Below are 19448 nucleotides of genomic sequence, written 5' to 3'. Positions count from 1 at the left end.
GGCCTCCGCCTGTCCAAGGAGCCCGCATGCCATCCGCACGTCCCCGGAGGACGGTGAGCGCGGCCGTGGTCGCCGCGACCGCCGTACTCACCGGTCTGCTCTCCGGCGCCCTGCCGAGTGCCGCCGCCCAGGAGCCCGCGCCGCGAGCCGTCGACCGGTTCGAGGGTGAGGTCCCGTTCGCTCCGCCACCCGCGGAAGGCCTCTTCACCTGGGGCAACGCCGCCGAGTCGCACCCCAAGCTCGAACTGAGGGAGCGCGCCGACGCGCCCGAGGGCGACAAGGTCCTCGAAGGCCGCTACGACATCAGCGGCTGGGGCGGCTTCACCCATGACTTCGCCTTCGACAGGCCGGCCCACGACTGGACCGCGTACAAGGGCATCCGGTTGTGGTGGTACGGCCAGAACACCGCGCCGCTCCCCCCGGGTTCGGGCAGGCGGATCGCCCTGGAGATCAAGGACGGCGGAGCGAACGGCGAGGCCTCGGAGCTGTGGACGACATCGTTCACCGACGACTGGGAGGGCTGGCACCTCGTCGAGATCCCGTTCTCCGAGTTCACCTACCGGACCGACTACCAGCCCGTCGGCGGTATCGACCAGGTCCTCGGGCTCGACCGGATGTGGGGGTACGCCGTCACGCTGCCGACCGGCGGGCCGGGGGCGTTCGCCCTCGACGGCGTCGAGCTGTACGGCACGGCGGAGCCGGCCCTCACCACCAAGGTGGTCACGAAGTCCGTCGTGCACCCCGTCGACGAGGGCGGCAGCGCCCGGGTCGACGTCTCGGTGGCCACCACCGGCTCCGGGCCGGTCGGTGAGCCCGTCACCGTCACGTACGAGACCGAGGGCGGCGGCAGCGCCGAGCCGGGGAAGGACTACCGGCCCGTCACGGGCAGCGTCGTGTTCCCGGCCGGGACGCCCTCCGGTACGACCCGGTCGATCACCGTGCCCACGCTCGAGGACGGCGCCGCCGAGTCCGCCGAGACCGTTCCGCTGCGGCTGACCGTCGAGGGCGCGAAGGCGCCCGCGGAGACCCCGCTGGTCGTGGTCAACGCCCATGGTCTGCCGTACCTGGACACGAGGCTGCCGGTACGGAAGCGGGTCGCGGACCTGCTGTCCCGGATGTCCCTCGCGGAGAAGGCCGGTCAGATGACCCAGGCCGAGCGCAACGCGCTGCGCGCACCGGGCGACATCGCGGGGTACGCGCTGGGGTCCCTGCTCTCCGGCGGCGGCTCGGTCCCGACCCCCAACACGCCCAAGGCCTGGGCCGCGATGGTCGACGCGTACCAGCTGCGCGCGCGGGCCACCCGGTTCCAGATCCCCCTGATCTACGGCGTGGACGCGGTGCACGGGCACAACAACGTCATCGGGGCGACGATCATGCCGCACAACATCGGCATCGGCGCGGGCCGCGATCCTCAGTCCGCTGCGAGGACCGGCGCCGTCACCGCGAAGGAGGTGCGGGCCACCGGAGTGCCCTGGGACTTCGCCCCCTGTGTGTGCGTGACCCGCGACGAGCGCTGGGGCCGCTCCTACGAGGCCTTCGGCGAGGACCCGGCGCTGGTGACCGCCATGGAGACGGTCATCAACGGCATGCAGGGCGCCCGTAACGGCAAGGACCTCGACCGGAACGACAAGGTCCTCACCAGCGCCAAGCACTTCGTCGGCGACGGCGGCACCACCTTCGGCTCCTCGACCACCGGCTCGTACACGATCGACCAGGGCGTCACCGAGGTCACGCGGGCGGAGCTCGAAGCGGTGCATCTCGCCCCGTTCGCCGAGGCGGTGAAGCGCGGCACCGGCACGGTCATGCCCTCGTACTCCTCCCTGGACGTCCTCGGTGACGACCAGGGGCCCGTGAAGATGCACGCGAACGCCGAGATGATCAACGGGGTGCTCAAGGACCGCATGGGCTTCGAGGGCTTCGTCATCAGTGACTGGCAGGCCATCGACCAGATCCCCGGCGACTACCCCAGCGACGTGCGGACCTCGGTCAACGCCGGGCTCGACATGATCATGGTGCCGACGAACTACCAGGAGTTCACGAGGACCCTCACCGCCGAGGTCGAGGCCGACCGGATCTCCCCCGCGCGGATCGACGACGCCGTGGCGCGCATCCTCACCCAGAAGTTCCGACTCGGCCTGTTCGAGAAGCCGTACGCGGACACGACGCATCTGCCTTCGATCGGATCGCCCGAGCACCGCGCGGTGGCGCGGGAGGCCGTGGCGAAGTCGCAGGTGCTCCTGAAGAACGAGGGCGCCGTCCTGCCGCTGAAGCGGTCCCAGAAGGTGTACGTGGCCGGATCGAACGCCGACGACCTCGGCAACCAGGCCGGCGGCTGGACCATCAGCTGGCAGGGGTCCTCCGGTCGCACGACCACCGGCACCACCATCCTCGAAGGGATGCGCGAGGCCGCGCCGGACGCCGACATCGCCTGGTCGAAGGACGCCTCCGCGCCGACCGGGGGATACGACGTCGGTGTGGTGGTGGTCGGCGAGACCCCGTACGCGGAGGGGTTCGGCGACGTCGGCAACGGCAACGACCTCGAACTCACCCCCGCCGACAAGGCAGCCGTCGACAAGGTCTGCGCGGCGATGCCGTGCGCGGTCCTCGTCGTGTCCGGACGGCCGCAGCTGATCGGCGACCGGCTGCCGGCCGTCGACGCCCTCGTCGCCTCCTGGCTGCCCGGCACGGAGGGCGACGGTGTCGCCGACGTCCTCTACGGCAGGCGGCCGTTCACCGGACAGCTTCCGGTGACCTGGCCGAGGTCGGAGGCGCAGCTGCCGCTCAACGTGGGTGACGGCCGATACGACCCGCAGTACCCGTACGGCTGGGGGCTGACGACGCTCACCCCGACTCCGTCCGGAGGGGAACCCGCCCTGCGCGCGGTCGGGGTCGCCGCCAAGGCGCTGCAGAAGGCGGGACGGGGCACCTCGCCCGAGGGCCGCAAGCTCGTCGCGGTGGCGCGGCTGATCGTGCAGAAGAAGATCGGCCAGGACCTCTCCGAGGCCGTGGCGAAGCCGTTCGCCGAGGCGGACCACCTCCTGCTCACGGGCGACCTGACGGGCGCGGTCGGCAAGCTGACGGAGGCATACCGGGCAGCCGGCTGACGGACGCCGGACCAGGCCCCGGGGCGGCCGCGCATGCGACCGCCCCCACCGAATCCGTGGTTCGGTGGGGGCGGTCGGGGAGGCTGTGCCGGTTCAGCCGGCCAGCAGCTGGAGCGAGTCGATCACGCGGTTCGAGAAGCCCCACTCGTTGTCGTACCAGGCGACGACCTTGATGTGGCGGCCCTCGACGCGGGTGAGTTCCGAGTCGAAGATCGACGAGGCCGGGTTGCCCGTGATGTCGGAGGAGACGAGCGCGTCCTCCGAGTACTCCAGGACCCCGGCGAGCGGGCCCTCGGCCGCCGTGCGGTACGCCGCGAGGACGTCCTCGCGGGTCACGTCGCGGGCGACGGTGGTGTTGAGCTCGACGATCGAGCCGACCGGGACCGGTACGCGGATCGAGTCGCCCGACAGCTTGCCGTCGAGGTTCGGCAGCACGTGGCCGATCGCCTTGGCGGCACCCGTCGAGGTCGGCACGATGTTGACGCCGGCGGCGCGGGCGCGACGCGGGTCGCGGTGCGGGCCGTCCTGCAGGTTCTGCTCCTGCGTGTAGGCGTGGACCGTCGTCATGAAGCCGTGCTCGATGCCGGCCAGGTCGTCGAGGACCTTGGCGAGGGGCGCGAGCGCGTTCGTCGTGCACGAGGCGTTCGAGACGATCGTGTGCAGGTCCGGGTCGTACGCGTCGGTGTTGACGCCGTACGCGAGGGTGACGTCGGCACCGTCGGCGGGCGCGCTGACGAGCACGCGCTTGGCACCGGCGTCGATGTGGGCACGGGCGGCCTTGGCCGACGTGAAGCGGCCGGTCGCCTCCAGGACGATCTCGACGCCGAGCTCGGCCCACGGAAGCTGCGCCGGCTCGCGCTCGGCGAGGACCTTGATGCGGCGGCCGTCGACGACGAGGGTGTCGCCCTCGACGCTCACCGGGCGGCCGAGGCGACCGGAGGTCGAGTCGAAGGCGAGCAGCCGGGCGAGGGCCTTCGGCTCCGTCAGGTCGTTGACGGCCACGACCTCGAGGTCGGTGTCGCGCTCCAGGAGAGCGCGCAGCACGTTGCGTCCGATGCGGCCGAAGCCATTGATGGCGATGCGAGTCATGAGGTGTGTCCCTTCTGCGTCGCCCTCAGGTTCGCTCGTGGGATCCCGTCTCGACAGAGGCGGGATCGCCACGGTCCGCAAGGATCGCGCCACCGGGTGGGCGGAGCGCTATTCGCCCTTGGTGAAGGTCCGCCGGTACTCGCTGGGTGTGGTGCCGAGAATGCGCTGGAAGTGCAGGCGCAGGTTCGCGCCGGTGCCGAGCCCGGCATCGGCGGCGATCTGCTCGACGCTCCGCTCCGAACGTTCGAGAAGTTCGCGGGCGAGGTCGACGCGGGCCCGCATCACCCACTGCATGGGGGTGTATCCGGTGTCCTCGACGAAGCGCCGGGAGAACGTGCGCGGCGACACGGCCGCGTGCTGGGCCAGCGTGTCGAGGGTGAGGGGCTCACCGAGCCGGTGCAGCGCCCACTCGCGGGTGGCGGCGAACCGCTCGCCGAGCGGCTCGGGCAGGCTGCGCGGCACGTACTGGGCCTGGCCGCCGCTGCGGTACGGGGCGGCGACGAGGCGGCGGGCGGCGTGGTTCGCGGCGGCCACGCCGAGGTCACCGCGCAGGATGTGCAGGCACAGGTCGATGCCCGAGGCGGCGCCGGCCGAGGTGAGCACGCTGCCCTCGTCGACGAAGAGGACGTTCTCGTCGACCCGGACGAGGGGGCGTTTCGCCGCGAGGGCCTGGGTGTAGTGCCAGTGGGTGGTGGCGCGCTTGCCGTCGAGCAGACCTGTCGCGGCCAGCGCGAAGGCGCCGGTGGAGATCGCCGCGAGGCGCGCGCCCCGGTCGTGGGCCGCGATCAGGGCGTCCACGACGGCCCGCGGCGGGTCCTCGCGGTCGGGGAAGCGGTAGCCGGGGACGAAGACGATGTCGGCCCAGGCGAGGGCGTCGAGGCCGTGCGCGACGGCGTACGAGAGTCCGTCGCCGCCGGTGACCGGTCCGGGCTCCGCGCCGCACACCCGTACCTCGTACGGCATGCTCGCGCGGGTCGTGAAGACCTGCGCGGGGATGCCGACGTCGAGCGGCTTCGCCCCTTCGAGCACGAGGACGGCGACGCGGTGGAGGCGGGGGGCGGGTGGCACGGGGTCGAGCGTACGCGGCGGGGCCGATCACCTCGTCGCGGTCGACTCGTCATCTCCGTTACGAAGGGCTCGCGTCGGGTGGGCGGTCCGCACGCCGTACGATTCCCCCCGTTGTCATCTACACCGCCCGAAGGAGATTTCCCATGGCTCAGGTCACGCTGAAGGGCAACCCGGTACAGGTCAACGGCAGCCTGCCCGCCCCGGGCAGCCAGGCTCCTGACTTCGCACTCGTCGCCGAGGGCCTCGCGGACAAGTCGCTGAAGGACTACGCGGGTCTGCGCAAGGTCCTCAACATCTTCCCGAGCGTCGACACCCCGACGTGCGCGTCCTCCGTCCGGGCGTTCAACGAGAAGGCCGCCGAGGTGGAGAACACGGTGGTGCTCTGCATCTCCGCCGACCTGCCCTTCGCCCAGGCACGCTTCTGCGGTGCGGAGGGTCTGGAGAACGTGAAGAACCTCTCGACGCTCCGCGGCCGTGAGTTCCACACCAACTACGGCGTGGAGATCGCGGACGGCCCTCTGGCCGGGCTCACCGCCCGCGCCGTCGTCGTCCTCGACGAGAACGACAAGGTGCTGCACGCCGAGCTCGTGAACGAGATCTCCCACGAGCCCACCTACGACGCCGCTCTCGCCGTCCTGAAGTAGGCGACGGGCCCCCGCCGGGCTCCGTCGCGACCCCACGAGGAGCCCCTCCGCCGCCCGGTGGAGGGGCTCCTCGCGCGCGGGCCGCAGGAGTCGGAAGCGCGGGCTCCGTAACCCGCGCCCCGTGTCAGGAACCGATTCCGGACGTTGGCACTCATGATCCATGGGTACCGGGGGCCAGGCCCGGCCGGTTCTCCCCTGCCCCGCGGCGCACCACAGCCGTGTGCCGTGCCGAACGATCCGGAAGAAGCCGAGGAATCACCGTGCCCCTGTCGTCACACCGACGCCTGGCCGTGAGCGCCACCCTGATCGCCGCGCTCGCCGCGAGCGTCGCCCCCGCCACCAGCGCGTTCGCCGCCCCCAGCGCCCCCGTCTCCCCCACCGCCGCCGAGACTCCCGCCGTTCCCGGGCCCGACATGGCCGGCGTCGTCGCCGCCCTCGACGCGGCGATGGACAACGGTGCCCCGGGGGCGATGGCCCGGTTCACCGGGCCCGACGGGGTCCGCAGCCGGACCGTCGGCGTCCAGGACCGCGTCTCGGGCGCGCCGATGGACATCCAGGCGCGCTTCCGCATCGGCAGCGTCAGCAAGACGTTCTCCACGGTCGTGCTGCTGCAGCTGGTGGAGGAGGGGAGGCTGGAGCTCGACGCGCCGGTCAACAGCTATCTGCCGGGTCTGCTGCCCGACGACCGCATCACGGTCCGTCATCTGCTGACGCACCGCAGCGGGCTGGCCGACTACACGAACGCGATGTTCGCCCGGACCGTGCCGGGCTTCGAAGCCGTGCGGAACCGGGTGTTCAGCTACCAGGAACTCGTCGACCTCTCCCTGAGCGAGCCGCGGACCACCGAGCCGGGCGTGTCCTACAAGTACTCGAACGCCAACTTCGTGGTGGTCGGCATGCTCATCGAGAAGGCCACGGGACGGCCCGTGGCCGACGCGTACGAGCGCCGCATCTTCAAGCCGCTGAAACTGCGCAAGACGTCGTACGTCCACCCCGACACCAGGATCAAGGGCACGCACGTACGCGGTTATCTGCACCCCGACGAGGTCGGCGGCGCGCTCGTGGACTCCACGGAGCAGACCGTCTCCTGGGCGCAGTCCGCCGGGGCCGTGATCTCCAGCCCCGCCGATCTGAACACGTTCACCAGCGCCCTGATGCGGGGCCGGCTGCTGTCCCCGGCGATGATGGAGGCGATGACGACGGTCACGCCGACCGACGCCACCCACACCCGTTTCTACGGGCTCGGTCTGCGGCGCTACGACCTGTCGTGCGGTGCGCAGGTGTACGGGCACACGGGCACGGTTCAGGGCTTCTACACGTACGCGTTCTCGACCCGCGACGGGCGCCGCAGCCTGTCCGCCGTGGCGAACACCTCGAACCACGGTGCCGCGAACACGGCTCTCGGTGGCACGCTGGAGGCCGCGTTCTGCGGCAAGAAGCCCGCGGCCGCGGCGTCCTCGCGCGTCGCCGCCTCTCCCTCGGCCGGTGACCTGACGGCGCTGCCCGCGGAGCGGGACCTGCCCGAGCGGCACTGAGCGCACCCCTGACGGGGGCGCGCAGGGGGCTCAGGCCTCGTATTCGGTGAGGTCGATCGCGTAGACGCGCAGGGGGACGTCGAAGGCCGGGTGGTTCGTCTCGCGCTCGGCCGTCATGCCGAGCTTGCCGATGACGTTCTCGGAGGCCTGGTTGCTGATGTGCGTGATGGCGACGACCCGGTCGAGCCCGCGGTCCTGGAGGGCGAACTCCAGGACCGCGTGGGCGGCCTCGGAGGCGTACCCCTGACCCCAGAACGGCCTGCCGAGGCGCCAGCCGATCTCCACGTCCGGCATGACCTCCGGCAGGAACTCGGGCAGGGATAGGCCGGCGAAGCCGATGAGTTCGCCCGACGCGATGAGCTCGACGGCGAAGAGTCCGAATCCCTCCTCGTCCCACTCCTCCTCGTACCGCTCGATGTCCTCGGCGGTCTGCTCCAGGTCGCGGACCGAACCGTCGCCGATCCAGCGCATGACCTCGGGGTCGGCGTTGATCTCGGCCAGCGGGACGAGGTCGTCGTCGCTCCAGCGTCGGAGGATGAGACGGGGGGTACGAATTTCGGTCATGACCCCATCCTGACGCACGGCGCGAGCCCACCGCGCCACCGGCCCCCACAGGGCACCGGACTGCTCCCGACGCCTATGCGGTGGGGTGCGTGAGGTCCGTGGGGTCGGTGTTCGCCCCGCAGAGGACGACGCAGATCTTCTCCCCCGGTGCGGGACGGTAGCCGTGGTCCGTGGGGCCCGGGCGGTCCGGGGCCGTGAGGGCGGCCAGGGCGGTGGCGGCGGCGTGCTCCACGGCGAGACGGCGGTCGTCCCACAGCTTCCGGCGGACGCGGACGATCTCCGTGTCGGGCACGAGGACGGTGCGGACACCGTCGTGTCGGGCGGTCTCCAGGGCGGTGGCGGAGACACGGCGGGCGCCGAGCGAGTCGGCCGCCACGGAGTCGACCGTCACGTCGACGGGGCGCCCGGCCCGGAGCGCGGCGTCGAGCGCACGGCACTGCTCGGGTTCGACGGCGATGGTCCGGATGCCGTGGTGCCGGGCGGCGGTGGCGACGCCGGCGAAGAGGCCGCCGCCGCCGACCGAGACGACGACGGTGTCGAGATCGGGGATCCGCTCGTGGATCTCGTCGAGCAGGGTGCCGGCCCCGGCGGCGATCAGGGGATGGTCGTAGGCGTGCGAGGCGAGGGCGCCGGTCTCGGCCGCGAACGCCTCGCAGGCGGTGAGCGCTTCGGCGTACTCCGTGCCGACGAGCCGCACGTCGGCGCCCAGGCCGATGAGCTTGTCGGCCTTCACCCGGGGGGCGGTGGTCGGCAGGAAGACCGTGGCGGGGACGCCCTGGCGGAGGGCGGCCCAGGCGCAGGCGAGGCCCGCGTTGCCGCCGGAGGCGATGGTGACGCCGGCGGCGGGGAGCGTGCCCTCCTCCCGGTGCGAGAGGAGGAAGTTCTGCGCGCCACGGGCCTTGAAGGAGCCGGTGTGCTGCATGAGTTCCAGGGCGAGGTGGAGCGTGTACGGCTCTGCACCGGAGGCGGGGCCGGGGCCTTGTCCGGGCTCGGGCCGGGTGATCGTGACGGGGCGGACGTGGCCCGCGATCCGGTCGGCGGCGGTCGTGATGTCGGCGTACGTGAGGCTGGGCACCTGAAGCTCCTGGAGGGGGTGGCGGGGCGCGGGGAAGGGCGGCCGGCACCCGTGGTCCCACGGGCACGGTCGGCCTCCGGCCCCGTCAGCCGCCGTCCTGGCCGGGTGACGGCGCCGGGGTGTCCGACAGCGCGCGGGCGAGCGCCGTGGCGAATCCCTCCGCGTTGTCCAGCATCAGGTTGTGACCGGCGCCGGGGACCTCGATCACCGGGACACCGAATCCCGCCGCCTTCTCCGCGTCGGGGTCGGGCCGGCTGAACTCGCCCACCAGGAAGGTCCGGGGCAACGGGAGAGCGGCGAGGAGGTCACCCGGCGCGGGCACGCTGCCCTCGACGAGGGCGGTCGCGCTGCGGTGGACGGCGCGCGGGTCGGCGAGGCGCAGCCGGGCGGCGTAGTCGGCGCGGCGGGCCACGGCCAGCATCCGGGCGAACCCCGACGCCACGAACGTGTCCTCGTCCAGGGCGGCCACCGGGGAGCTGAACGCGCCGCCGCCCGCGTACAGGTTGGGCTCGGCCACCACGAGCCGGGCCACGAGGTCCGGGCGCGCGGCTGCCAGATGGATCGTCACGGCGCCGCCCATGGAGTGCCCGACCAGGTCCACGCCCGTGAGTCCGAGGTGGTCCAGGACGGCGGCCAGCGCCGCGGCCTGGGACTCCATGCGGTAGTCGAAGTCGGTGGGCCGGTCGCTCAGCCCGTGGCCGAGGAGATCCACGAGCAGCGCCCGGCCGCCGCCGAGGGCGGGGTGCGTGGCGATGTGGGCGAAGTCCGACGCTCCCGTGCACCCGAGGCCGTGGACGAACACGCGCACGGGCCCGTCTCCGGGGAGGTCGATCCACCGGATGTACGCCTCGTGATCCGTGAGGAACAACTCCCGCATGCCGATTGCTCTCCCTGTGTCGCCACTCGTTTCTGTCAGGGGCCACCCTAGGAGTCGGCACTGACAACCGGGGTCCCGCCCCCTGGCGACACGTCCGATAACGTCTCAGGGGACGCGGCAGTCGGCCGGTGCCCCCGCCCGGAAGGATCTCCATGCCCCTAGAAGGCGACTACGAGCCCAGCCCCTCGACGTGGGTGCGTGAACAGGTCGAGCTGTACGAATCGTCCGGCGGCACCCAGGGCACGACCATGCGTGGCCTGCCCGTCGTCCTGGTCACGACCGTCGGAGCGAAGAGCGGCAAGCTGCGCAAGACCCCGCTCATGCGGGTCGAGCACGAGGGCGCGTACGCGCTCGTGGCCTCGAACGGCGGGGCGGTGAAGCACCCTGTCTGGTACCACAACCTCGTCGCCTCGCCGCTCGTGGAACTCCGCGACGGCACGCGCGCGTGGGATATGAAGGCCCGTCTGGTCACGGGCGAGGAACACCGGGCCTGGTGGGAGCGGGCCGTCGCCGCGTTCCCCGACTACGCGGACTACCAGCGCAAGACCGAGCGGGAGATCCCCGTCTTCGTCGTCGAGCGGACCGACTAGGAGCGAGCGGGCAAGGGCGGCCCGGAGGCGTCCGCCGCTCGGGGCTTCCGGGCCGGTCCTGTCCCCGCCCTCGTCAGGGCCACCCCCACCAGGACGACCGCCATGCCCGCCACCACCCGTGCCGTCAGCGGCTCGCCGAGGACCAGCGCGCCGAGGGTCACGGAGACCACCGGCAGCAGGTAGCCGACCGTGGCGGCGGCGGTCGGGCCCTCGTCGGCGATCATCCGGTAGTTCAGGTGGAACGTGAGGCCGGTGGCGAAGATCCCGAGGACGACGACGGCGAGGATCCCCGCCCAGGTCACCGTCGCCGACCCGCCGACCGCGAGGGCGGGCGTGCTCAGGCCGGTCGCCGTGAGGAGTTGCGCGGCGGACAGCGCCAGAGGCGCGGTGCGCCGACCGGTGAGGTGGCGGGCCATGTACGCGAAGGCCACGGCGTAGCTGGCGGAGGCGCCGAGGAGCGCGAGGGCGCCCCAGCTCATCAAGCCGGAGCCGTGGCTCCAGGGCGCGAAGATCAGCAGGACGCCGGCGAAGCCGAGCACGAGGCCGGCCGACCGGGCGGCGCGCAGGGGGCCCTCGGTGCGCAGGGCAAGGCCGATGACGAGTGACCAGAGTGGAGTGGTGGCGTTGAGGACGCCCGCGACCCCGCTGTCCACGGTCTGCTCGCCGATCGAGAAGAGCAGGAACGGCAGCGCGTTGCAGAAGAAGGCGGCGACGACGAGCCGCCCCCAGGTGGCCCGGTCCCGGGGCAGCCGCTGTCCCGCCCCGTAGGCGAGCGCGAGGAGCACCGCCGCGCCGAGCAGGCAGCGGACGAAGGTGATCCATCCCGGGGTGAGGCCCTCGTTGAGGGAGATCTTGATCCAGAGGAAGCCCGAGCCCCAGAGCAGGGCCAGCACGCCCATGCGTATCGCCGATGTCATGTCCTCACGGTCCTTCACCCCATCCAACAGGACAAGCGATGGTTCGTGTATCCAGCGTTAAGCTGTGCTACATGCTGGATGTGAGACGTCTGCAGGTGCTCCGGGCCGTGGTGAGCAGTGGTTCCGTCACCGCCGCCGCCGCGCACCTGGGTTACACGCCCTCCGCCGTGAGTCAGCAGATCGGTGTCCTGGAGAAGGAGGCCGGTATCGCGCTGCTCGAACGGTTCGGCCGGGGCGTGCGGCCGACCGCCGCCGGGCGGCTGCTCACCGAGCACGCCGCCGTCATCGCCCGTCAGGTCGCGGAGGCCGAGACCGCGCTCGCCGATCTGCGGGCGGGCCGTACCGGCCACATCTCGGTCCGCTACTTCGCGACGGCCGGCGCGGATCTCGTCGCGCCCGCCCTGGCCCGTTTCCGCGTCGAACACCCGCGCGTACGCGTCGAGTTGAGGATCGCCGACGGCGCTCCCGACGAGGACGCGGACCTCACCCTGGTCGTACGTCCCCGGAGCGGTGGCCCCGGCACGCCGGGCGACGGGCTCCGGCTCGTCCATCTGCTCGACGACCCCTACCGGGCCGTGCTGCCCAAGGGCCACCCGCTCGCCGTCCGCCGCACCGCCGTGGACCTGGCCGAGCTGGCCGCCGAACCCTGGGTCGGCAGCGAGCGCCCCGGCCCGTGCCTCGACGCGGTCATGGACGCATGCGCGGCGGCCGGGTTCACCCCGGCCATCGCGGTGGAGTGCGAGGAGTACGCCACCGCGCAGGGCTTCGTCGCGGCCGGTCTCGGTGTCAGCCTGATCCCCCTGATGGGCCTGGGCAGCCGCCACCCGAACGTGGTCGTCCGCAAGGTCCGGGGTCCGGAGCCGGTCCGCGCGATCCACGCGGCGGTGCGGGAGTCCTCGCTCAGCCTGCCCGCCGTACAGGGGCTCCTCACGGCGCTCCGGCAGGTGTGAGCGGACGGGACGGGGCGGCGATCCCGCGGTCGCCCCTCGGCCGTACGGCGGGTAGCGGTCAGCGGCCGGCGTGCGCGGCGCGGTGGATCGCGGCGTCGAGGAGGGCGAGGGCGTCGGCGGCGGTACGGCCGGGTGCCCGGTTCCAGGGCCCGATCAGCTCCCGCCATCCCCGTGACCGCAGTTCGGCCATGATCCAGGCGGCTGCCTCGTTCATCGTGGTCTCACCGCCGTAGCCGAGGCGGTGCGCTGCGAGCAGGGCGCCGCAGACGCATCGGGCTCCTCGCGCGTCCCGCAGTCTGTACGGGGCGTTCTGCCAGCCCCATTCCGTCAGGACGAGGCGCGCGTAGCCGAGGTGGACCGAGGGGCGCAGTTCGGGCTGGCCGATTCGGCGCCAGGCGTGCAGCCGGTCGGGCAGCAGGGCGCCGATCCGGCCGGGGAGCCGGCGTTCGACGGGGAGGGGCGGCGGCAGTGCGTCGAGCGCGTCGGCGACGAGGCGGTCCACCGGCAGGGTGAGCAGAGCCCGCCATCTCTCGGGGTCCGGCGCGGTGCCGGGCGTGGGCACGGATGGGTCCGCGGGCGACGGGGAGGCGGTCCAGTCCGTGACGATCCGCTGCCAGGTGGCGCTCTCGTAGAGGGCGGCGGCCTCGCGGTCGAGGGTGTCGGGGTCGATCAGGGCGGCGGAGGGGGACATCCGTGCGGCTCCTCGGTCGGGGGCACCATCCTTCACGACGAATGTCGGCTTTGCGTGTTATGCCCTTGAGCGCCCCTTCGATCGACACCCCCTTTCCGGAGAATTTCCCCATAAGCAGAATTAAGGAGCATATTCGGACAATAGATCCCTGGTGACGCGACTCACTTCCCCGGGCACTCCCCCGCCTCGCGAGCCGACGCGAGGCGGGCCCCGCAAGGGAGTTCGGCGGTCCGGAAGAACGGGTGATCTTGAATTCGGTGAATTCCGTGATCCTTTCACCGGGAACGCACCACCACTCCCCTTGTCCTTTTCAGCATTACTGGCCTACGGTCACCTCCATTCGAGCGGATCGCCGAATCCTGCCACCGCTCGAAATACCTCACTTTCACCCGACGGCAGGAGCGGGGGACCCACGAATACGCCGACCCGGATTCCGGATCGGCTCGGGGTGAAGCCGCGTGCGCGCGGCCGGACATCTCCAGTCCGAACCCGACAGCTCACCCCGCAGGCGCCGGAGAGGAAACCCCCATGCCTGCACACGGTAAGCACCGCCGCCCCCGACGCCACGCTGTTTCGCGTGGACTCGCCCTGGTCGGAACGGGTGGGGCCGCCCTGGCTCTCCCGCTGATCACCCCCGCCACATCCGGCGCCGCGCCCGTCTCCGGAGCCCCGGACCTGGCCGCCCGCCCCGCCGCCGCCCTCGTCGCTCACGCCGCCGCACCGGCCGCGGCCAAGGCTCCCGGCGCCCCCGCCGCAGCCCGCACCTATACGGTCGTCAGCGGTGACTCGCTTTCCCTGATCGCCCAGAAGAAGGGAATTCAGGGCGGCTGGAAGACTCTTTATAAGATCAACCGGAGCGCGGTGGGTGACAATCCGTCACTTATCCGTCCGGGCCTTGAACTGACGCTCGGTCGGGATTCCGCGAAGACCACCGCCGCGCAGAAGAAGACCGGTTCGACCGATCGGGCGAGCCGCTCCGAGCGCCGCGCGGCCGCCCCGGCCGTCGCGAAGGCCACGGGCGCCTCCGCGGCGCAGGCCGCTCCCGCCGCCGCTCCCGTCAAGGCCGCCCCGGCCGCCGCCGTCCAGTACACGAACAACCTCGACGGCTGGATCCGGGAGTCGCTGGACATCATGGCCCAGCGCGGCATCCCCGGTTCCTACGACGGAATCCTGCGCAACATCATGCGCGAGTCGTCCGGCAACCCCCGGGCGATCAACAACTGGGACTCCAACGCCGTGGCCGGAACCCCCTCGAAGGGCCTCCTCCAGGTGATCCAGCCGACCTTCGACGCCTACCACGTACCGGGCACGTCGACGGACCTCTACGACCCGGTCGCCAACATCACCGCCGCCTGCAACTACGCGGCCGACCGTTACGGCTCCATCGACAACGTCAACGGACCCTACTGATCCCGGAAGTGCCGGGTGAACCAGGCGGCGGCGAGCTCCGCCACCTCCTCCAGGGCACCCGGCTCCTCGAACAGATGAGTGGCCCCGGCCACGACGGCCAGCCGGTTCTCGCACCGCAGCCGGGCCCCGGCCCGTCGGTTGAGGTCGAGGACGAGCGCGTCCCCGCCTCCCACGATGAGCAGCGTCGGAGCCCTGACCTGGGCCAGGTGATCGGCCGCGAGGTCGGGGCGGCCACCGCGTGAGACGACGGCGGCCACGGAGGACGCGGGAGCGGCCGCCGCCCACAGGGCGGCGGCCGCTCCCGTGCTCGCCCCGAAGTAGCCGAGCGGGAGGCCGCCGCTGCCGGGCCGAGCGGTGAGCCACTCCGTGGCGTCGGCAAGCCGGCCCGCGAGCAGCGGGGTGTCGAAGACACGGGCCCGGTCGCCCGCCTCCGCCTCGGTGAGGAGGTCGAAGAGGAGCGTTCCGAGACCCGCCCGGTTGAGCGCCGCCGCGACCGCGCGGTTACGGGGGCTGCGCCGGCCGCTGCCGCTCCCGTGGGCGAACAGGACGATGCCGGCGGCCTCCTCGGGCACCGCGAGCCGTCCGGTGAGCGTGGCTCCGGTGACCGGGACGCGTACGTCCGTCTCGTGGACCACCGGGCCGCGCGTGGCCCGGTTCCGGTCCAGGCAGGCGATGACCTCGGCGTCGGGGGTCTGCGTGAAGTCCCGGTAGAACTGTCCGATCGCGTAGAACAGCTCCGGAGTGTGGACGCTGAGGGTCTCGTCGGCCTCACCGCCGAGCCGGGCCGTCCAGCCCGGCGGGGCGACCGGGACCGCGAGGACGATCCGGGCGGCGCCCCTGGCGCGTACCACCCGGCAGGCCGCCAGGGCCGTGGCGCCGGTCGCGAGACCGTCGTCGACGACGAGGACCGTCCGCCCTTCGAGCGGCACGGAGGGCCTGCTGCCCCGGTAGCGCGTGGCCCGCCGGTCGAGCTCGGCGAGCTCGCGCCGCTCCACGGCCGCGAGATCGCGCGCGTCCGCGCCGGTCTCGCGCATCACCCGCTCGTTGACCACCCGGACACCACCCTCGCCGAGCGCGCCCATCGCGAGTTCCGGCTGGCGGGGCAGTCCCAGCTTCCGTACGAGACAGATGTCGAGCGGCGCGTCGAGGGCGTCGGCGACCTCGGCGGCCACCGGCACACCACCGCGCGGGAGACCGAGCACCACGACGTCCAGGCCCTTGAGATGGCCGAGTCGGGTGGCGAGCTGCCGGCCCGCGTCGATCCGGTCGCTGAAGTACATGGCCGCCGCCTTTCCGCCTGCGCGGCTCCGGCCCGGGACGAGCGGAATGCCCGTCCCCCTGCCCGTGTCTCCAGGGTAGACGCGTCGGCGACGGCGGCCGGGTCGGCGGCGAGGGGCCCGTCAGGCGGCGAGGAAGGCCTCGATGGCCTCGGCGAGGGCCTGCGGGGTCTCCTCGGGCGCGTAGTGGCCGGCGTCCTTGAGGACTTCGAGGCGCGCGTTCGGGTACCAGCGCAGCCAGGTGGCCTCCATCGCCTCGCTGCCGAGCGCGGGGTCGTGGGCGCCGACGACGAGCAGGACGGGGGTGGGGTTGTCGCGGACGCGCTCGTGGAAGTCGGTGCGGGACCAGGAGTCCAGGTAGGCGCGGAAGGCGGTCGCGGAGGACCGTCCGACGGAGCGTTCGACGAGGGTGCTCAGCCAGGCGTCGTCGTAGCGGCCGCCGGTGGTGGTGTCGATGATCGCACGCCGGTTCGCCGGGTCCTCGGCGGCTCCGGCGAACAGCTCCCAGGTCTCGCCGTCCAGGGGGAACCCGGCAGCCGACACCGGCGAGATGCCCACGATCGAGCGGACGCGGTCGGGGGCGTCGAGCAGCATCAGCTGTGCCGCCTTGCCACCCATCGAGTGACCGATGACGGAGAAGGAGTCCCAGCCGAGGTCGTCGGCGACCGCGAGGGCGTCGGCGGCGACCTCCTCCATCGTGTAGGCGCCGGCGCGGTCGAGCGCCTCGCCGTAGCCGCGGCAGTCGACGAACGCGTAGGAGTGGGCGGCGTCCTGGAGGTGGGCGCGGAGCGGGGCGAAGCTGGTGCGGTCGCCGAACCAGTTGTGCAGCACGAGGGCGCGCCGAGGGCCGTCGCCCTGTACGTCGTACGGAAGAACGCGGTCCGTCATCGTGCCCCCTGAGCGCGAGATGGTGGGTGGCGCGCCGCGCGACTGCGGGCACGGTCGACTACTGAGTGTGACGGGACGGGCGCGCGCGGTCAAGGGTGCAGGGAGGAAGGCCTGGCTCGGGATGCAGGGCGTTTCCGGTCGGGGGCATGCTGACTGTGTGACTTCGCACGGCACGTCCGGCCCCGGCCCGGTCGGCGCAACCGGGCGTCCGTCCGGGACAGCAGCCCCGGACGGGCCTGCTTCGGGCGCGCTGACCTGGGCGCTCGCGGAGGCCGCGCTCCGGACCGTCGAGGAGGTCGGCGGCTACGCGGGCGGGGTGTACCTGCGTTCCGGAACGACGGGGCTGCTGAAGCTCGCGGTCCTGGTGGGACTGCCGGGGCCCTTGTTCCGTCCGTGGTGGCGGATGCACGAGAACCGCCCGTTTCCGGTGGCCGAGGTGCATCGCTCGGGCCAGTCCGTCCACCTCGCCGACGTCGAGGAGGCGATGCGGAGGTTCCCCCAGCTGGTGGCGAGCCTTCCGTTCCCCTTCGCCTCGCTGTACGCCCCGGTCGTCGCGGGCCGTGAGCGGTTCGGGGTCCTCATGGCACTGCGGGCGCCGACCCCCGGGGTCGCGGTGGACGCCCGGGACCGGGGCCGGATGACGCGGGGCGCGCTCGGCCTCGGTGAGGCGCTGGCCGATCTGGTCCGCGGGGGGACGGTGGTCGAGTGGCCCGGCGACCCGGTGTGCGTGCAGCTGTCCACGACGGGCGCGCCGCCGGTCCGCTTCGGTTCCTTCGACTGGGACGTGCGCTCGGGCACGGTCACGATGGACGCCGGGCTGCTGGAGATCCTGGGCACGGAGGTGACCTCGCCGTGCTCGATCGAGGCGTTGACGTCCCTCCTGGATCCGGAGGACGGGTACGCGCTGTGGGCGGCGGCGCGGCAGGCGACGGGGCCGGACGGGCGGCCGGTGGTGCGCAGGATCCGGCTGAAGGGCCCGGACGGCGGGTTGCACCTGTTGGAGGTCTCCACGCGGGCGCGTGCCGGCCCGCCGGGGGCGGTGGGCGCGGAGGAGGACCCGTACGGCGAGACCACGCGGCTGGTGTGCACCCTCGTCGACCTCGGCACCGGGCTGGTCGGCTCGGACGCCACGGACCGGCTGCCCGGGGCCATCCTGGCGATCGACCGGCTGGGACGCGTCACCTACGTCAACGAGCGCACCGAGCGGCTGCTCGGGCGCTCCCGCGGGGCTCTGGCGGGACGGCCGCTGTGGGAGGCGCTGCCCTGGTTCGGCCTGCCGTTCCACGAGGAGCAGTTGCGCGCCGCGTTCGTCTCCGGGCAGGCGGCGCGCTTCGTGGCCCGGCCCGAGCCGGGCCGATGGCTGTCGGTCTCGCTGCATCCGGGGCGGGACGGGGTGACGATGGTCCTGGTCCCGGAGGAGGACCCGACGAGGCTCACGCCGGGCACCGGCGGCGGGAGCGGGAAGGACGACACGTTCTCCCTGTCCCCCGAACGGGTGACGGCCCCCTATCGGCCGGTCGCGCTGGCGATCGCGCTCTCCGAGGCCGTGACGGCACGCCAGGTGTCGGCGGTGGTGACGGAGGAGCTGCTTCCGGCGTTCGGCGGGCGCCAGTTGGCCATCTATCTGCTGAGCGACCGGCGGTTGTACCTGGCGTGGGAGACGGGTTTCCCGCCGGGGTTCCTGGAATCCTTCGACGGCGTGGCCCTGGACGCCCGGTTGCCGGGCGTGGAGACGCTGACCACGGGCAGGCCGTTGTTCTTCGAGTCGATGGAGCAGCTGGGCCGCAGGTACCCGGGACTTCCGCTGGACGCGCAGTCGGGTGCGCGGGCGTTCCTGCCGTTGATCGCCTCGGGCCGCCCGGTGGGCTCCTGCATCCTGGGGTTCGACCGGCCTCGCGGCTTCAGTCCGGAGGAGCGGACCGTGCTCACGGCGCTCGCGGGCCTCATCGCCCAGGCCCTGGAGCGGGCGCAGCGGTACGACTCGGAGTCGGCGGTCGCGCGGGGGCTCCAGGACGCACTGCTCCCGCACCGGCTGCCGGTGCGGGAGGGGGTGGACACGGTGGGCCGGTACCTTCCGGGCACCCAGGGCATGGACGTCGGCGGCGACTGGTACGACGTGATCGAGGCGGGGCAGGGGTGCCTGGCCCTGGTCATCGGAGACGTCCAGGGGCACGGTGTGGCGGCGGCGGCCACGATGGGTCAGCTGCGCAGCGCGGTGCGGGCGTTCGCACTGGGCGGTCATCGGCCCGAGGACGTGATGCGCGGGACGAACCGGCTGCTGATCGATCTGGACCCGGGGCAGTTCGCGAGCTGCTGCTACATGCTCCTCGACCCGGACACGGGTGAGGTGCGGGCGGTCCGGGCCGGGCATCCGCAGCCGTTGCTGCTGCGTCCGGACGGGACGACGGAGCTGCTGGAGCTCGCGGGCGGGGTGGTGCTGGGGGTCGACGACCGCGCGTCGTATCCGGTGACGCGGCTGCGGCTGGCTCCTGGTGAGGTGCTCGCGCTCTTCACGGACGGTCTGGTGGAGCTGCCGGGCCGGGACATCGACGAGGGGATCGAGCGGGTGCGCCGGGCTCTCGCCGCGGCCGCTTCGCTACCGCTCGCGGAGACGGCCGATCGGGTGATCCGGGAGGCCCGCCAGGCCACGGCCCGCCTCGACGACATCGCGGTGCTGCTCGCGGCGCGGTGGCCCGAGCACGGCTGAGGATCACCCGGTCGGGCCCGTGGCGTTGGTCGGCGGCCGGGCGCGCGGGGAGGCTGGGGGTG

At 72.8% G+C, this 19448-nt stretch carries 16 protein-coding genes and 1 riboswitch; of the genes, 7 read left to right on the top strand and 9 right to left on the bottom strand.

The window, feature by feature from the left end; genetic code table 11:
* Positions 1 to 26 precede the first annotated feature (26 nt).
* Positions 27 to 3104 (top strand): glycoside hydrolase family 3 N-terminal domain-containing protein, encoded by a 3078-nt coding sequence (locus tag ABZ567_RS18560; RefSeq protein ID WP_360790846.1) that lies wholly within the window; start codon positions 27 to 29, stop codon positions 3102 to 3104.
* A gap of 93 nt (positions 3105 to 3197) precedes the next feature.
* On the opposite strand, the gene gap is transcribed toward ABZ567_RS18560, so the two are convergent.
* Both gap and ABZ567_RS18550 read right to left on the bottom strand, forming a co-directional pair.
* Positions 3198 to 4193, bottom strand: coding sequence for a type I glyceraldehyde-3-phosphate dehydrogenase (gene gap, locus ABZ567_RS18555; RefSeq protein WP_360790843.1), 996 nt, complete (start codon positions 4191 to 4193; stop codon positions 3198 to 3200).
* A gap of 108 nt (positions 4194 to 4301) precedes the next feature.
* On the bottom strand, positions 4302 to 5261 hold the full coding sequence (locus tag ABZ567_RS18550) for a helix-turn-helix domain-containing protein (RefSeq protein WP_360790840.1): 960 nt from the start codon (positions 5259 to 5261) through the stop codon (positions 4302 to 4304).
* Positions 5262 to 5404: 143 nt separating this feature from the next.
* On the opposite strand from ABZ567_RS18550, the gene tpx reads away from it, so the two are divergent.
* A complete protein-coding gene (tpx, locus tag ABZ567_RS18545) occupies positions 5405 to 5905 on the top strand; it encodes a thiol peroxidase (RefSeq protein WP_360790837.1) in 501 nt (166 codons plus the stop codon).
* 260 nt (positions 5906 to 6165) lie between these two features.
* Positions 6166 to 7440 carry a serine hydrolase domain-containing protein gene (locus ABZ567_RS18540; protein ID WP_360790834.1) on the top strand — a complete coding sequence of 425 codons (1275 nt, stop codon included), beginning with the start codon at positions 6166 to 6168 and terminating at the stop codon, positions 7438 to 7440.
* A gap of 30 nt (positions 7441 to 7470) precedes the next feature.
* On the opposite strand, the gene ABZ567_RS18535 is transcribed toward ABZ567_RS18540, so the two are convergent.
* The 3 genes from ABZ567_RS18535 to ABZ567_RS18525 form a co-directional block, all read right to left on the bottom strand.
* Positions 7471 to 8004, bottom strand: a complete 534-nt coding sequence (locus tag ABZ567_RS18535) for a GNAT family N-acetyltransferase (RefSeq protein WP_360790832.1) — start codon at positions 8002 to 8004, stop codon at positions 7471 to 7473.
* A 73-nt stretch (positions 8005 to 8077) separates the two neighbouring features.
* Complete coding sequence (locus ABZ567_RS18530) at positions 8078 to 9079, bottom strand: threonine/serine dehydratase (protein WP_360790829.1); 1002 nt, start codon at positions 9077 to 9079, stop codon at positions 8078 to 8080.
* Positions 9080 to 9164: 85 nt separating this feature from the next.
* A complete protein-coding gene (locus ABZ567_RS18525) occupies positions 9165 to 9956 on the bottom strand; it encodes an alpha/beta hydrolase (RefSeq protein WP_360790826.1) in 792 nt (263 codons plus the stop codon).
* Between the two features lie 152 nt (positions 9957 to 10108).
* Here ABZ567_RS18525 and ABZ567_RS18520 point away from each other — a divergent pair, with 152 nt between their 5' ends.
* Entirely contained in the window at positions 10109 to 10546 is a 438-nt protein-coding gene (locus ABZ567_RS18520; RefSeq protein WP_360790823.1) for a nitroreductase family deazaflavin-dependent oxidoreductase, read from the top strand.
* Here ABZ567_RS18520 and ABZ567_RS18515 read toward each other — a convergent pair.
* Entirely contained in the window at positions 10543 to 11463 is a 921-nt protein-coding gene (locus tag ABZ567_RS18515; protein WP_360790821.1) for a DMT family transporter, read from the bottom strand. The two genes, ABZ567_RS18520 and ABZ567_RS18515, sit on opposite strands and share 4 nt — an antisense overlap.
* Positions 11464 to 11534: 71 nt before the next feature.
* Here ABZ567_RS18515 and ABZ567_RS18510 point away from each other — a divergent pair, with 71 nt between their 5' ends.
* Entirely contained in the window at positions 11535 to 12413 is an 879-nt protein-coding gene (locus tag ABZ567_RS18510; protein ID WP_360790818.1) for a LysR substrate-binding domain-containing protein, read from the top strand.
* Positions 12414 to 12471: 58 nt separating this feature from the next.
* Here ABZ567_RS18510 and ABZ567_RS18505 read toward each other — a convergent pair whose 3' ends face one another.
* Complete coding sequence (locus ABZ567_RS18505) at positions 12472 to 13104, bottom strand: hypothetical protein (RefSeq protein WP_360790815.1); 633 nt, start codon at positions 13102 to 13104, stop codon at positions 12472 to 12474.
* A gap of 340 nt (positions 13105 to 13444) precedes the next feature.
* Positions 13445 to 13628, top strand: a riboswitch (cyclic di-AMP (ydaO/yuaA leader).
* A 4-nt stretch (positions 13629 to 13632) separates the two neighbouring features.
* On the opposite strand from ABZ567_RS18505, the gene ABZ567_RS18500 reads away from it, so the two are divergent.
* Positions 13633 to 14514, top strand: coding sequence for a transglycosylase SLT domain-containing protein (locus ABZ567_RS18500; protein WP_360790813.1), 882 nt, complete (start codon positions 13633 to 13635; stop codon positions 14512 to 14514).
* Here ABZ567_RS18500 and ABZ567_RS18495 read toward each other — a convergent pair.
* Positions 14508 to 15794 carry an alpha/beta family hydrolase gene (locus ABZ567_RS18495; RefSeq protein WP_360790810.1) on the bottom strand — a complete coding sequence of 429 codons (1287 nt, stop codon included), beginning with the start codon at positions 15792 to 15794 and terminating at the stop codon, positions 14508 to 14510. The two genes, ABZ567_RS18500 and ABZ567_RS18495, sit on opposite strands and share 7 nt — an antisense overlap.
* A 120-nt stretch (positions 15795 to 15914) precedes the next feature.
* Positions 15915 to 16679, bottom strand: coding sequence for an alpha/beta hydrolase (locus tag ABZ567_RS18490; RefSeq protein ID WP_360790807.1), 765 nt, complete (start codon positions 16677 to 16679; stop codon positions 15915 to 15917).
* Between the two features lie 121 nt (positions 16680 to 16800).
* Here ABZ567_RS18490 and ABZ567_RS18485 point away from each other — a divergent pair, with 121 nt between their 5' ends.
* Positions 16801 to 19386 (top strand): SpoIIE family protein phosphatase, encoded by a 2586-nt coding sequence (locus tag ABZ567_RS18485; protein WP_360790804.1) that lies wholly within the window; start codon positions 16801 to 16803, stop codon positions 19384 to 19386.
* The last annotated feature ends 62 nt before the right edge of the window (positions 19387 to 19448 follow it).

This window comes from Streptomyces sp. NPDC016459 (assembly GCF_040632845.1).
In the GTDB taxonomy this organism is placed as follows: Bacteria; Actinomycetota; Actinomycetes; order Streptomycetales; family Streptomycetaceae; genus Streptomyces.
The sequence above is the reverse complement of the archived record's forward strand: the minus strand, read 5'-3'. Positions and strand labels throughout refer to the sequence as shown.